At 66.8% G+C, this 13,930-nt stretch carries 12 protein-coding genes; 7 read left to right on the top strand and 5 right to left on the bottom strand.

Annotated features, from left to right (window positions below; translation table 11 throughout):
* Nucleotides 1–40: 40 nt before the first annotated feature.
* Nucleotides 41–1,075, top strand: a complete 1,035-nt coding sequence (locus tag B9Y64_RS07265) for a hypothetical protein (protein WP_100440129.1) — start codon at nt 41–43, stop codon at nt 1,073–1,075.
* Here B9Y64_RS07265 and B9Y64_RS07260 read toward each other — a convergent pair.
* Nucleotides 1,057–1,962, bottom strand: a complete 906-nt coding sequence (locus B9Y64_RS07260; RefSeq protein ID WP_100440128.1) for a LysR family transcriptional regulator — start codon at nt 1,960–1,962, stop codon at nt 1,057–1,059. The two genes, B9Y64_RS07265 and B9Y64_RS07260, sit on opposite strands and share 19 nt — an antisense overlap.
* 130 nt (nt 1,963–2,092) lie before the next feature.
* On the opposite strand from B9Y64_RS07260, the gene B9Y64_RS07255 reads away from it, so the two are divergent.
* Nucleotides 2,093–3,196, top strand: a complete 1,104-nt coding sequence (locus B9Y64_RS07255; RefSeq protein ID WP_100440689.1) for an alkene reductase — start codon at nt 2,093–2,095, stop codon at nt 3,194–3,196.
* A gap of 419 nt (nt 3,197–3,615) precedes the next feature.
* On the opposite strand, the gene B9Y64_RS07250 is transcribed toward B9Y64_RS07255, so the two are convergent.
* Nucleotides 3,616–4,500, bottom strand: a complete 885-nt coding sequence (locus tag B9Y64_RS07250; RefSeq protein ID WP_100440127.1) for a LysR family transcriptional regulator — start codon at nt 4,498–4,500, stop codon at nt 3,616–3,618.
* 107 nt (nt 4,501–4,607) lie between these two features.
* On the opposite strand from B9Y64_RS07250, the gene B9Y64_RS07245 reads away from it, so the two are divergent.
* The gene (locus B9Y64_RS07245; protein ID WP_100440126.1) at nt 4,608–5,666 is read left to right on the top strand and encodes an NAD(P)-dependent alcohol dehydrogenase; all 1,059 of its coding nucleotides are present in this window, start codon (nt 4,608–4,610) and stop codon (nt 5,664–5,666) included.
* 109 nt (nt 5,667–5,775) lie between these two features.
* On the opposite strand, the gene B9Y64_RS07240 is transcribed toward B9Y64_RS07245, so the two are convergent.
* Complete coding sequence (locus tag B9Y64_RS07240) at nt 5,776–7,362, bottom strand: autotransporter outer membrane beta-barrel domain-containing protein (RefSeq protein ID WP_238379851.1); 1,587 nt, start codon at nt 7,360–7,362, stop codon at nt 5,776–5,778.
* A 195-nt stretch (nt 7,363–7,557) separates the two neighbouring features.
* Here B9Y64_RS07240 and B9Y64_RS22240 point away from each other — a divergent pair, with 195 nt between their 5' ends.
* Nucleotides 7,558–7,884 (top strand): hypothetical protein, encoded by a 327-nt coding sequence (locus B9Y64_RS22240; protein WP_238379850.1) that lies wholly within the window; start codon nt 7,558–7,560, stop codon nt 7,882–7,884.
* A gap of 648 nt (nt 7,885–8,532) precedes the next feature.
* Here the strand turns inward: B9Y64_RS22240 and B9Y64_RS07235 are convergent.
* The gene (locus B9Y64_RS07235; protein WP_100440124.1) at nt 8,533–9,897 is read right to left on the bottom strand and encodes a glutamate--cysteine ligase; all 1,365 of its coding nucleotides are present in this window, start codon (nt 9,895–9,897) and stop codon (nt 8,533–8,535) included.
* A 152-nt stretch (nt 9,898–10,049) separates the two neighbouring features.
* Here B9Y64_RS07235 and B9Y64_RS07230 point away from each other — a divergent pair, with 152 nt between their 5' ends.
* From B9Y64_RS07230 to B9Y64_RS07220, 3 genes are all read left to right on the top strand, one after another.
* Entirely contained in the window at nt 10,050–10,754 is a 705-nt protein-coding gene (locus B9Y64_RS07230) for a VIT1/CCC1 transporter family protein (RefSeq protein ID WP_100440123.1), read from the top strand.
* A complete protein-coding gene (locus tag B9Y64_RS07225) occupies nt 10,751–11,575 on the top strand; it encodes a helix-turn-helix transcriptional regulator (RefSeq protein WP_100440122.1) in 825 nt (274 codons plus the stop codon). The genes B9Y64_RS07230 and B9Y64_RS07225 overlap by 4 nt, the downstream gene beginning before the upstream one ends.
* A 635-nt stretch (nt 11,576–12,210) precedes the next feature.
* Entirely contained in the window at nt 12,211–13,185 is a 975-nt protein-coding gene (locus B9Y64_RS07220) for an MBL fold metallo-hydrolase (protein ID WP_100440121.1), read from the top strand.
* A 127-nt stretch (nt 13,186–13,312) separates the two neighbouring features.
* Here the strand turns inward: B9Y64_RS07220 and yihA are convergent, their stop codons facing one another.
* Nucleotides 13,313–13,915, bottom strand: coding sequence for a ribosome biogenesis GTP-binding protein YihA/YsxC (gene yihA / locus B9Y64_RS07215; protein WP_100440120.1), 603 nt, complete (start codon nt 13,913–13,915; stop codon nt 13,313–13,315).
* Nucleotides 13,916–13,930 lie beyond the last annotated feature (15 nt).

The following is a 13,930-nucleotide window of genomic DNA, read 5'->3' as shown; positions in this document are numbered from 1 at the left end:
GCGAATGAGTCGCCGGCAAAGACACGGAGTTCTACTGATCATGCGTCCCCTGCTGTCCGCCTGCCTGGCCCTGGCCCTGGCATTTCCCGCACTGGCCGAGCAGGCCCCCACCGCCGCAGCCGCCCAGGTGGATCTGCAGCAACCGGCGCGCATCCGCCTGTTCAGCGCCAATGGCCAGTACCTGGCGATGCGCAAGAACCACACCCGCAGCGGCGCCGAAGCCGAAGTGGTAAGGGTGGAGAGCAAGGCCTCCAAGGGCGTGTTCAGTACGCTCGCCTCGTTGGCCACCGGCAATGAAAGCACCTCGATCGGCATGCCCGAGTCATTCGCCACCGGTTCGCTGGGCGGTATCCGCAAGCCGTTCTATCGGGAATTCGCGCTGGTGCCGGGCCAGCTGGTCAATGTGATGGCCAACTTCGAGGGCAACCGCCGCTGCGTTCCTGCTGACGAAAAGGTTCGCGACCTGCGCTTCGCGCTGCCGCCCTCGTTCCTGCTGACGCCAGAACCCGGCCTGGATTACGAAGTATCGTTCGGCACCGACGGCAGCAGCTGCGGCATGAACGCCAGGCTGCTGCTGGCCGACGGACGCTCGGTGCCGCTCCCCACCGAGTTGCAGCGGCAACGCTCGCCGAAGACGTACAAGGTGGAAGGAACACACCTGTATACCTTCCTGTTCCGCCCTGGCAGCGTGTACTACCGCCCGGTCGGCGAGGCGGAGGATCTGCAGCTGCGCACCGACGATGCCGAGCATGCCGATGCCTTCGAAACGGCGATGCGCGAGATCGCCTCCCGGCCCGGCACCCAGATGTGCATCGTGCTGCCGGACTTCTTCTACAAGAGCCCGCTGAAAGACCGGCTGGACCGTGTCCTGGACGAGCAGGGCAAGGAGTTTCCAGCCATCCTCGAACCGATCGCAGGGCTGCGCAGCACCCGCCAGCTTGAGGACCATGTGCCGACAACCTTCCTGGATGCTGCCGCGTACTGCCAGTTGGCGGGAATGATGGCGTTCCCGCCGCGCAACACGCTCGATGGCGCACCCGAGGTGGCAGCCCCGGCTCAGTCAAACACGCCCTGAGCCGCCAGCCGCGCCAGCTCATCCACCACATAGCGCACCTTCGGCCGCAGGTGGCGCGTCGGCGGCCACAGCGCGTGGATGTCGATATGGCGCTGCATGTGTTCGTCCAGCACCGAGTGCAGCGCACCGGACTCCAGGTGCCGGCGGACCAGTGAAATGGGCATCTGGCAGATGCCCAGCCCGGCGATGGCGCCTTCGATCACCGCATCGCCATCGTTGAGCTGGTAGGCCGCGTTCGGGATGAAGGTTCCCTCCACATCGTCGCTGCCGATCCGCCATGCCACCGGCTGGCCATGGCGGAAGCCGACGATGCTGCGGTGTTGTGCCAGTTCCTCCACGCTGGCCGGCACGCCGTGCGCCTGCAGGTACTCCGGCGATGCGCAGGTGACCAGGCGTTGGCGGCCCAGCCGACGCGCGACCAGATGCTCTGCGTGGTGCAGCCCGCCGAAGCGGATCAGCAGGTCGATGCCCTCTTCGACCGGATCGACGAAGTGATCGGTGAAGGTCATCGTCAGCTGCAGGTCCGGGTACTGCCGGCACAGGCGCAACAGCACCGGCAGCACCACCAGCCGCCCGAACGAGGACGGCATGTCGATGCGCAGCCGCCCGCTGGGCAGGCCGGCCGAGCCCAGGCAGGCCTCGGCCGCTGAGATTTCTTCCAGCGCCGCCGCACACGATGCGTAGTACGCCTCGCCGTCGGTGGTCAGCGCGATGCGCCGCGTGGTGCGGTGGAACAGGCGCACACCCAGCCGCGTTTCCAGCCGGGCGATGGCCTTGCCCACCGCCGAGCGCGAGATGCCCAGTGCATCGGCGGCTTCGGTGAAGCTGCCCGACCGGGCCGTGGTGACGAAGGTCACCAGGCCATTCAACGATTCCAGCGGCAGCATGCGCCCCTCCACATTGGGGACAAATAGTCCCGCACCCAGGGAGATCGAAGCGCTTTATGCGCTTGCATGTCAACTCCATCCTGTGTGCATCGCGCCGCTGGCGCTCCTCCCCCGCACCGAGATGACCGACATGACCGCCGCCCTGTTCCGCCCCTTCGATCTTTCAGGCACCGCCCTGCGCAACCGCATTGCGATGGCCCCGATGACCCGTGCCCGCAACCCCGGCACCGTGGCCAACGAGCGGACCGCCCAGTACTACCGCCAGCGGGCCAGCGCCGGCCTGATCATCAGTGAAGGCACGCCGGTTTCGCCGCAGGGCCAGGGCTACATCGACGTGCCGGGCATCTGGTCGGCCGAGCAGGTTGCCGGGTGGAAGCAGGTCACCGAGGCGGTGCACGCCGAACAGGGCGCGATCTTCGCCCAGCTGTGGCACGTCGGCCGCATGTCGCATCGTTCGCTGCAGCCCGACGGTGGACAGCCGGTCAGCGCCGGCACCCGCCCGGTCGCCAGCGCACCGAAGAACACCTCGTTCGTCTATCTGGAAGATGGCAGCCGCGGCCACGCCGATCCCACCCCTGCGCGTGCACTGCAGACTGCGGAGATTCCCGGCATCGTCGACGACTTCGTGCGCGGCGCCGGGAACGCGATCGCGGCCGGCTTCGACGGCATCGAACTGCATGCCGCCAACGGCTACCTGTTCGAGCAGTTCCTCAACCCGCTCATCAACCAGCGCGATGATCGCTACGGCGGCTCGCTGCCCAACCGTGCGCGGTTGATCCTGGAAACCGTCGATGCGATGGCCCAGCGCATCGGCGCGCACCGTATCGGCGTGCGCCTGGCGCCGAACAACCTCACCTTCGACATGCCGTTCTACCCCGACAACGAAGCCACCTATCTGTACCTGGCCGGGGAACTGGGCAAGCGCGGGCTGGCCTACGTGCATCTGAACGACAACCTGCAGCAGGGCGAATCGGTGCTGGGAGAGGCCTTCCTGCAGCAGTTCAAGCAGGCCTACGGTGGCACCGTGATGCTGGCCGGCGGCATGACCCGCGCGCGTGCCCTGCAGCTGGTCGAGGCCGGCACCATCGACCTGGCCGCGTTCGGCCAGCCGTTCATCGCCAACCCGGATCTGGTGGAGCGCCTGCAGCACGACATTGCGTTGGCCACGCCGGACCGCAGCAGCTACTACGGTGGTGGCGAAGCAGGCTATCTCGACTACCCGCGCGCGCAGTAGAACCCGCGGCACCGACACTGGTGGGTGCCGACCGTTGGTCGGCACTGCATCACCGGCACTGCATCATCGGCACTGCATCACCGGCACTGCATCACTGGTGGGTGCCGACCGTTGGTCGGCACTGCATCACCGGCACTGCATCACCCACACTGCATCACTGGTGGGTGCCGACCGTTGGTCGGCACTGCATCACCGGCACTGCATCACCGGCACTGCATCACCCATACTGCATCACTGGTGGGTGCCGACCGTTGGTCGGCACTGCATCACTGGCACTGCATCACCCACACTGCATCACTGGTGGGTGCCGACCGTTGGTCGGCACTGCATCACCGGCACTGCATCACCCACACTGCATCACTGGTGGGTGCCGACCGTTGGTCGGCACTGCATCATCGGCACTGCATCACCCACCAGAGTCACTCGCGCAGCATGTCCACGAACGCGCGCAATGCACCCGGCATCTGCCGCTGCTTCGGGTAATACAGCGCGAAGCCGGAAAACGGCTCGCTCCAGTCTTCCAGCACCGCCACCATCTGCCCCGATTCGATGTACGGCCGTGCGGTGTCTTCCAGCACGTAGGCCAGGCCGATGCCATCGATCACCGCGCGCACGATCGTGCCCTGCTCGCACAGGGTCAGCCGCCCCGGCACATCGATTTCCAGTGACTGGCCATCGCGGTCGAACTGCCACTTGTACAGATGTCCGCTGGCGAAACGGAAGCGGATGCATTCGTGCGCGGCCAGGTCGCGCGGATGCTGCGGTGCCGGGTGCCTGCGCAGGTAGTCCGGGGAGCCGACGATCAAGCCGCGCAGTGGCGGCCCCATCGGTACCGCCACCATGTCCTCGGGCACGAACTCATGCAGCCGCACGCCGGCGTCGTAGCCCTCGGCGACGATGTCGACCAGGCCGTCGTTCTCGGTCAGTTCCACCCGCACGTCCGGATGGGCGTGCAGGAAGCGCGCCAGCCGCGGCCCCAGCTGGGTCGGCACCGCGGCGCGGGTGGCATTGATGCGCAGCAGGCCGGCCGGGGCGGCACGAAACTGGTTCATCTCCTCCAGCGCATCGTGCACCTGCCCCAGGGCCGGCTGCAGGCGCTCCAGCAGGCGCTGCCCGGCCTCGGTCAGGGCCACGCTGCGGGTGGTGCGATGGAACAGGCCCACCCCAAGCCGCTCCTCCAGCGCGCGGATCGCATAGCTCACCGCCGAGGTCGACAGCGCCAGCTCGGCGCCGGCGCGGCGGAAGCTGCGGTGACGGGCGACCGCAGCGAACGCAGCCAGGTGGGAGAGATTGTCAGTGGCCACGATTGTGCAGTCTGCCTTGATGAATCATGCCGATATCCGCCCTTTTTCCTGCCGGGTACGGCGCGTATTGTAAAACGCCTTTCGACAAACCCTGCCAAGGATTCCCCATGTCCCTCGCCCGTGGTTACGCCGCCCATTCACATACCGACCCGCTGATCCCGTACGAGTTCGAACGCCGCGCGATCGGCCCGGACGATGTGCGCATCGAGATCCTCTACAGCGGCATCTGCCATTCCGACCTGCACCAGGCCCGCGACGACTGGGGTGGCTCGATCTACCCGATGGTGCCGGGCCACGAGATCATCGGCCGGGTCACCGAGGTCGGCAGCAACGTCACCCGCTTCAAGGTCGGCGACCACGCCGGCGTGGGCTGCATGGTCGACTCCTGCCGCCACTGCGACGCCTGCGAGCACGACCTGGAGCAGTACTGCGCCGAAGGTGCGACCTGGACCTACAACGGCCGTGAACGCGAAAGCGGCGCGCCGACCTATGGCGGCTACTCCGACCACGTGGTGGTCGAACAGCGCTTCGTGGTGAAGGTGTCCGACAGCCTGGACCTGAAGGCGGCCGCGCCGCTGCTGTGCGCCGGCATCACCACCTGGTCGCCGCTGCGCCACTGGAAGGTCGGCCCGGGCCAGAAGGTCGGCGTGATCGGTCTCGGTGGCCTCGGCCACATGGGCGTGAAGTTCGCCAAGGCGCTCGGCGCGCATGTGGTGATGATCACCACCACGCCGGAAAAGGGTGCCGACGCCAAGCGCCTGGGCGCCGACGAAGTGCTGGTGTCGCGTGATGCCGCGCAGATGAAGGCGCACGCCGGCAGCTTCGACTTCCTGCTCAACACCATTCCGGTCGGCCACGACACCAACCCGTACATGGGCCTGCTCAAGCGCGAGGCCACCATGTGCCTGGTCGGCGTGCTGACCGAACTGGACCCGCCGCTGACCGGCGGCAGCGTGATCTTCGGCCGCAAGCACCTGACCGGCTCGGCGATCGGTGGCATGGCCGAAACCCAGGAAATGATGGACTTCTGCGCCGAGCACGGCATCGTCAGCGACGTCGAGATGATCGACATCAAGAACGTCAACGAAGCCTGGGACCGCATGGCGAAGAACGATGTGCGCTACCGCTTCGTGATCGACATGGCAACGATGAAGAACGCGGCCTGATCCAAAGCAGATGTGAAAATGAAAAACCCCGGCCATGCGCCGGGGTTTTTCATTCTTCGCTGCGCTGCGTGCGAGAGTCGACTGACAGTCGACTCTACCCAGCCGTGGCTTACCAGCTGTAGTTCACGCCCAGCTGCGCGGCCGTGCGGTGGTAACCCGAGGCATGCTGCAGCGACAGCCCACCGAACACACCCACGCCACCGGCGAACTTCAGCGAGGCACCGGCGCTGACCTCGGCGCGGCTGCGCGGGATGCGTGCATCCACCGCGTCACCATCCATGTCCACCTGCAGGTTGGCGCGGTTGTGCAGCCAATGCGCGGCCACATACGGCTGCACTTCGGCAACACCATTACCCCAGCGGGTCACGCCGGACAGGCGCACACCGGCACGGCCAAACAGGCCGTTGGCATCCTCGATGGTCACTTCCGTGCCGTTCACTTCGGTGTGGCGGGTATCGCTCCAGCGGTTGTAGCCCACCTGCAGCTCCGGCTGCAGGTAGATGCCGCCATTGCTGGCACCGCCGATGCGGAATGCATGGCCTGCTTCCAACGTGCCCTGCCAGGCGCGGCTGCGGTAACGCTCGGCTTCCAGGCCCACGCCTTCCACGCGGTTGCGGAACTGCGCACGCTGCACGGTGGCATCCACATAGAAGCCGGCGCTGGGGTCAGCGGCGTTGCCACCTCGCCAGGTGCCATACACGCCCAGCGCCTCGCCCTTCACCTTGCCACGGGCGTAGTAGCCGGTCAGTGCACTGGTGCTGGTGCTGGTGGCGTTGCCGCTGGCCAGCATCACACCGGCGCTGAGGCCGTTGTCGCTGTGCCACACGTCGCTGCCCACGGTCAGCGACTGGCTGTTGCCGTGGATGTCCAGCTGGCGGCTGACCGCATCGAAGCCCTGCCGCGAACCGTCCACGCTCACCCAGCTGCGGCCGCCGTTCAAGCCGGCCTGGCGCTGCTGGTAGCCCATCTGGAACATCGACTGCGCCGCCTGCAGGTTGGCCAGGTAGGCGCCACCTTCCGGGCGCAGCACCGGCTCGGGGTTCCGGCCGTCCGGGTCGGGGCCTGGCAGCGGGAAGGGCTCGTCATCTTCCGGTTGCGGGCCGGGCAGCGGGAAGGCGTTTTCGTCCGGACCGGGCATCGGATGGGTATCTTCGCCCGGTTCCGGCATCGGGTCTGCATCGTCCACCGCCGGCAACTGCGAACGCAGGTACCAGTTGCCGTTGCTGCCGATGCCCTTGTGCAGGAAGTACTCGTACTGGCCACCGATGGCGCGGCCCAGCAGGGTGAACACGCCGTTGGAAGCGCCGCCCACGTTGATCAGCTCGATGCCATTGACCGTCTGCGCACCGGCACCGCCGACATTGTTGACGCGCACGTTGGCGGTGCCACTGGTATCGCCACCGATCACCAGTCTGTCGCTGGCGGCGGCATCATCGGCCAGTACGGTGTTGAACAGGATCGTGCCGCCGTTGCCGCTGAAATCACCGGCCACGTCCAGGGTCTTGTGCACGCCGCCCGTAGGCGCAGCAAAGGCCACCGCGCCAGTGCCGAGATCCAGGCGGCCCAGCATCGAGTCACCGGTGATGTTCCAGGTGGCCGCATCCAGGGCGAGACTGCTCACGTTGGTCATCGCGCCGGTGAGCGAAGCACCATTCTGCAGGCGCGCATCAATGGTGGAGCCGACAGCATTGAGCAAGTCACCTCGCAAAGTGCTGTTATCAACATTGAAGTTGACCTCTGCCGCGCCAACGGTCTCCAGCAGAATGCCATTGCCTGCTGTTACGGTAGTCCCATTACGCAGTTCAATTTCTGCGCTTGTGTAACCGAACGCATCGACAAGGATGGCAGATCCGATGTGGCTTTCCAGATGTGAGCCATCAACGGTCAATGAATGGGTGCCGGGACTGATGTTGCCGTTCTGAACCATCTTCACGGCATTCTCGGAGCCTATCGCACGACTTCCCTCGGCAAGGTGGGCCATATTGACCTCCCCGGCGGCGCCATTGATGAAATGAAGAGCAACGCCATCAGTATCGGTCGCCATAATCGAAGTATTGCGCAGCGAAGCTTGGGCCCCGCGTACAAAACCAACACCGATCCCTCCCTCTCCCGCAGTGATCGTCGAATCGCTGATATCTGCCTGAGCAAGATGGCGGAGGTCGACAGCGATCCCGCGACTACCTGCAATAATTGCCGCATTACGTACGCTTGCGTCTGAACCATTGCCCAGATACAGGCCGTAAGAAGAAGCGTCGTTGGATCTCCCAATTGTTCCGCCATCGATGCTGACAGTCGATCTGTCTGCCCAAACTGTCGTAGCTACAGACCCGGGAATCATGGCAATGGACGCCTCTTCCAGACTCCACTCTTCCGCCGCATCACCGGGCAGAACGGTGTGTGACTCTCCAGGCCCGAGATTTCTGGCCTGCAGCGGCAATGCAGTGCACAACCCCACGGCGATGGCTATCGCAACGCGGCGTCTATGGAAACGGGTTTTCATGATTGAATTCCTATGAATGGCAATGGTTGGCGAACGCATCAAGCGTGCGGACCGGCGCTCTCGGCAGTGCCGTCGATTGCCCGCACCCGGGGCATGCAAGCCCCTCTTCAAGTCATGACTGATGGTGTTGAATGCGTCACGCCAGGGCCATACAACTCGTTGCAAATCCCCTGACAAACAGTCGAACGAGTGAATTCGTTAAGCATGAGCAACACGCGTCCATGCCAGGTACAGCCATGCGATCTGCTGTAAACGCCCAGAACGCAAAAACCCCAGCAGAGCCGGGGTTCATTCTCTGGTAGTTCCGGCCGCTGGCCGGCAACCCCATGCAACTGCCGGCCAGCGGCCGGCACTACCGCAAGGCGATCAGTACGCGAACTCGCGGAACACCGGGTCCACGTCGCCGTGCCAGCGGCCATGGAACAGCGCCAGCTTGCGCTCGGCCGGGGTCAGCCCGGACTCGACGATTTCCTGCAGCACGTCCAGGAACTTGCTCTCGTCCTGGCCGTCGGCATTGCGCGCCGCGCGGCGCTTGAGGCCTTCCACCGAAATCTTCACCGCTTCGCGGGCCAGGTCGCGCACGCTGCCATTGCGGAACGGCAGGTTCATTGCATGCCTGGGCACGCCGTCACGCAGCGCATGGCGCTCGGCCAGGGTGAAGTCACGCACCAGGTCCCAGGCCGCATCCAGCGCGGTGTCGTCGTACAGCAGGCCCACCCAGAACGCCGGCAGCGCGCACAGGCGGCTCCACGGGCCACCGTCGGCGCCGCGCATTTCCAGGTACTTCTTCAGCCGCACTTCCGGGAACGCGGTGGTCATGTGGTCCGACCAGTCGCGCAGCGTCGGCAGCGCCCCCGGCAGCACCGGCAGCCGGCCCTGCATGAAATCGCGGAAGCTCTGCCCGCTGGCGTCGTGGTAGATGCCATCGCGGTAGGAGAAGTACATCGGCACGTCGAGCAGGTAGTCGACATAGCGCTCGTAACCGAAGCCGTCCTCGAACACGAAGTCGAGCATGCCGGTGCGATCGGCGTCGGTGTCGGTCCAGATGTGCGAGCGGTAGCTCAGGTAACCGTTCGGCTTGCCTTCGGTGAACGGCGAATCGGCGAACAGCGCCGTAGCAATCGGCTGCAGCGCCAGCGACACGCGGAACTTCTTCACCATGTCCGCTTCGGTGGCGTAGTCCAGGTTCACCTGCACCGTGCAGGTGCGGGTCATCATGTCCAGGCCGAGCGAGCCGACCTTGGGCATGTACGCGCGCATGATCTTGTAGCGGCCCTTCGGCATCCACGGCATCTCATCGCGCTTCCACTTCGGCTGGAAACCCATGCCGAGGAAACCCAGCTGCAGTTCGCCGGCCACCTGCGCCACTTCATTCAGATGGGTGCCGGTCTCCACGCAGGTCTGGTGGATGGTCTCCAGCGCCGCGCCGGACAGCTCCAGCTGGCCGGCCGGTTCCAGCGTCACCGAGGCACCATCGCGCAGCAGCGCGATCGTGTTGCCGTTTTCCTGCACCGGCTCCCAGCCGAAGCGGACCAGCCCGTTGAGCAGCGCCTCGATGCCGCGCTCGCCCTCGAAGGTCGGCGGGCGCAGGTCGTCCAGGCGGAACCCGAACTTCTCGTGCTCGGTACCGATGCGCCACTGCGCGCGGGGCTTCTCGCCGGAGGCGATCACCTCCACCAGCTGCGAGCGGTCGGTAATGGGTGTATCGGCGACGTGGCTGGGGCTCGACAAGGGAAAGGCTCGCTGGACGTTGGCAGGGGATGTGGGGCTGGGGGCCTTCCATCGCAAGGGCGCACTATAGCGTGGCGGCCCGTTGCGTCATGCGACGGTGACGGTTTTCTGCATCCTACCGACGCCCTCTTGACCCCCGTACACTCAGAGCCATGAGCCGTCATTCACGACACCCCGAACTGCACCGCTCCGAGCGCGTCGGCTGGCTGCGTGCCGCCGTGCTGGGGGCCAACGATGGCATCGTCTCCGTGGCCGGCCTGGTGGTCGGCGTGGCCGCCAGTGGCGCCTCTGCGGCGACCATCCTGGCCACCGGCGTGGCCGGCACCGTGGCCGGCGCGATGTCGATGGCCGCCGGCGAATATGTCTCGGTGCAGACCCAGGCCGACACCGAAGATGCCGACCTGGCAATGGAAAAGCGCGAACTGCACGAAGATCCGCACAGCGAGCTGGAAGAGCTGGCCGCGATCTACCGCCACCGCGGCCTGGAACCGGCACTGGCACGACAGGTGGCCGAACAGCTCACCGCCCACGATGCGCTGGGCGCCCATGCACGCGACGAGCTGGGCATCACCGATACCCTGCGCGCGCGCCCGCTGCAGGCGGCGCTTGCCTCGGCCGGGGCGTTCACCTGTGGTGCGGCCCTGCCGGTGCTGACCGCCCTGCTCGCACCGGTGGACAAGGTCGCGATGATGACCACGGCCAGCACCCTGCTCGGCCTGTGCCTGACCGGCGCGATGGCGGCCCAGGCCGGTGGTGCACCGCCGGTGCGCGGCGCGATCCGGGTGATGTTCTGGGGCGCGCTGGCGATGGCCGCGGCCGCAGGCGTCGGTCGCCTGCTGGGCGCCCACGTCTCGTGACCGCCATGCTGCCCCCGGCCACCGCACTGCTGGCCGAGATGGCCAGCCTGGCCGGCTGCGCACGCGCCGAAGGCTATGCGTGCATCACCGCCCGGCGCGAACATGGCGCCAGCTCGGTGGAGATTCCGCAACCGCAGTTCGCGATCCTGCTGGAAGGCCGCAAGCAGGTGCGCACCGCGCACCAGTCGCTGGCGTTCATGCCCGGCGATATCCTGCTGCTGACCCAGCGCTGCCGCATCGATGTGGTCAACACCCCCGACCCGCGCAGCGGCCGTTACCTCAGCGCCATCGTGCCGCTGTGTGCCGAAGTGCTGGCGGCGGCACGCACGCTGTGGAACGAGGAGCTTCCCGTCCCTGGCCAGGCGATGGCGCGACTGCCGTTGATCGAGCACGGCGCGGTGCTGCGCCAGTGGCGGCAATCGCTGCAGGACGGCCGTTACAGCGAAGCGCGGCTGGCCCTGGCCTCGCTGGTGCTGACCCTGTGCCGGCAGGGCCACGGCAATCTGCTGCTGCCGCAGGCACCGAGCCTGGGCGAACAGATCCGCGACCGCATCGCCGCCGAGCCCGCACACGACTGGCAATCGCGCGATGTGGAAGAACAGTTCGCGCTGAGCGGCGCGACCCTGCGCCGTCGCCTCGCCGCCGAGGACACCAGCCTGCGCCAGCTGCTCACCGAGGCCCGCCTGGCGCATGGCATGCAGCTGCTCTACACCACCGACCTGCCGTTGAAGACCGTCGCCGCACGCGCGGGCTACCGGTCTGCGGCGAGTTTCAGCAAGCGCTTCGCCGAGCGGTACGGACTGGCGCCCACAGACATTTGAGGGGGGTTCGGCAGGGCTGCGCCCTGCACCTGCCGAAGCGTTGAAGCAACAGCCGAAGCAACAGCAACAGCGGGCTATCCGTGGGATGGCGGGGCGGTGTCGGAGTGCGGGGACGCCGTAAACCCGTCCATGGGGGCTTGGCAGCCGCATCCATGCGGCTGACACCCCGCACTCCGACACCGCCCCACCTCTGACAGATCTCCGCGGCTGTTGGTAGGTGTCGACCTTGGTCGACACATCTGTCAGATATCGAATGAAATTCGGGGTCAGATCCGTTTTCCTGCGGAAAACGGATCTGACCCCAAGAGCAATTCCGACAGATCGCGGAAAACTGTCGAAGGCGGGGTGGGTCCGGTTGCGGGGGTGTCCGCGGCATGGATGCCGCGGCCAAGCCTACATGGACGTACTTGCGGCGTCCCCCGCAGCCGGACCCACCCCGCCATCCCACGGGCAGCCCGCTGTTGCTGTTGCTGTTGCTTCGGCCGTTGCTTCAACGCTTCGGCAGGTGCAGGGCGCAGCCCTGCCCACAACACCCCCTCCCTGAGCATTCCACGCAGTGGTTTGAGCGCCGCACACACATCGGCCACGGCACGCTATGCGGCAACGGAACCGTCCGTCATCCACCGAGAACCGCCATGACCCTGCGTCACCTGCCGCTGCGCGGCGCCCTGCTGCTGGCCCTGTCGTCCCTGCCGCTGGCCGCGCTTGCCGAAGCCACCTCGCCCGCCCCCGCCCAGCAGGTGCCCGGCGTCTACCACCAGCGCGTCGGTGCGCTGCAGGTCACCGCGCTGTTCGACGGCGTGGTCGCGCTGGGCCGGCAGGAAGTGGTGGACGTGCCGCCGACGCTGGTCAGCCGCCTGCTGGAAGGCCGCTACGTGCCCGAAGACAAGAAGGGCCTGCAGACCGCGATCAACGCCTTCCTGGTGCGCCAGGGCAACCACCTGACCCTGGTCGATACCGGTACCGCGCAGTGCTTCGGCCCCGGCCTGGGCCAGGTGCTGGGCAACCTGCGCGCCGCCGGCGTGGACCCGGCCGAGGTGGACGAGGTGCTGCTGACCCACGCCCACCCGGACCACCTGTGCGGGGTGCTCGACGCACAGGGCAAGCCGGCCTACCCGAATGCCACCGTATGGCTGTCCAAGGCCGATGCCGACTACTGGCTCACCCCGTCCAGCGAGGCCACCGCGCCGGAGGGCGTGCGCTTCGCCTTCCCGCTGGCGCGCAATGCGGTGGCGCCCTACCAGGCCAGCGGCCGCCTGCGCACCTTCAGCCCCGGCGACGCCCTGCCCGGCGGCGCGGTGGCGATGGACACCCATGGCCACACCCCCGGCCATGTCTCCTACCGGTTCGACAGCCAGGGCCAATCACTGCTGGTATGGGGCGATGTGCTGCACTTCCATGCGGTGCAGTTCGCGCACCCGGAGGCGGCATTCGAGGCCGATTCGGACCGCAAGGCGGCCATCGCCAGCCGTCGCGGGCTGCTGCAGCAGGCCACCGCCCACGGCTGGTGGGTGGCCGGTGCGCACCTGCCGTTCCCGGGGCTGGGCCATGTGCGCAGCGAAGGCCAGGCCTATGCCTGGGTGCCGGCGGAGTATTCGCCGTTGAAATGAGCCGATGAGCCCTTGTAGCGCCGAGCCCATGCTCGGCTACCGGGGGCGAGCCGCACTGCGTGCGGCAGCCGGGCGTGGGCTCGGCTCTACAGGAATGTCGCCGGGCGCCGCCCGGCGCACCTTGTTCTTATTCCAGCCCCAGCCAGCCGCCGATCACGCCGCGGGCTTCGTCCACGCCGGTGCGGTCTTCGCCGGAGAACACCTGCACGCTGACGCTGTCGCCGTAGGCCGAGTGCAGTTCCTTGCGCACTTTCTGCAGGGTCTGCATCTGCTGGCTGCGGCTGAGCTTGTCGGCCTTGGTCAGCAGCGCGTGCGCCGGCAGGCCACGCTGCACGGCGTAGGACAGCATCTGCCGGTCGTAATCCTTCAGCGGATGGCGGATGTCCATCACCACCACCAGCCCCTTCAGGGCCTCGCGGGTACGGAAATACTTGTCGATGAAGGCCTGCCAGTGCGCCTGCAGGTCCAGCGGCACCTTGGCGTAGCCGTAACCGGGCAGGTCGACCAGATGGGCTTCCGGGGTGATCTGGAAGAACACCAGCTGCTGGGTGCGGCCCGGGGTCTTGGAGACACGGGCCAGGGCGTTCTGGCGGGTCAGCGCGTTGAGCGCACTGGACTTGCCGGCGTTGGAGCGGCCGGCAAAGGCCACTTCGGCCCCTTCGTCGGGCGGCAGCTGCCGCACGTTATGGGCCGAAAGGTGGTAACGGGCGCGTTCGATGAGCAATGACATGCGCCTAGGATCGCA

This window comes from Stenotrophomonas maltophilia, assembly GCF_002799245.1.
Classification (GTDB): domain Bacteria; phylum Pseudomonadota; class Gammaproteobacteria; order Xanthomonadales; family Xanthomonadaceae; genus Stenotrophomonas; species Stenotrophomonas maltophilia_S.
The sequence above is the reverse complement of the archived record's forward strand: the minus strand, read 5'-3'. Positions and strand labels throughout refer to the sequence as shown.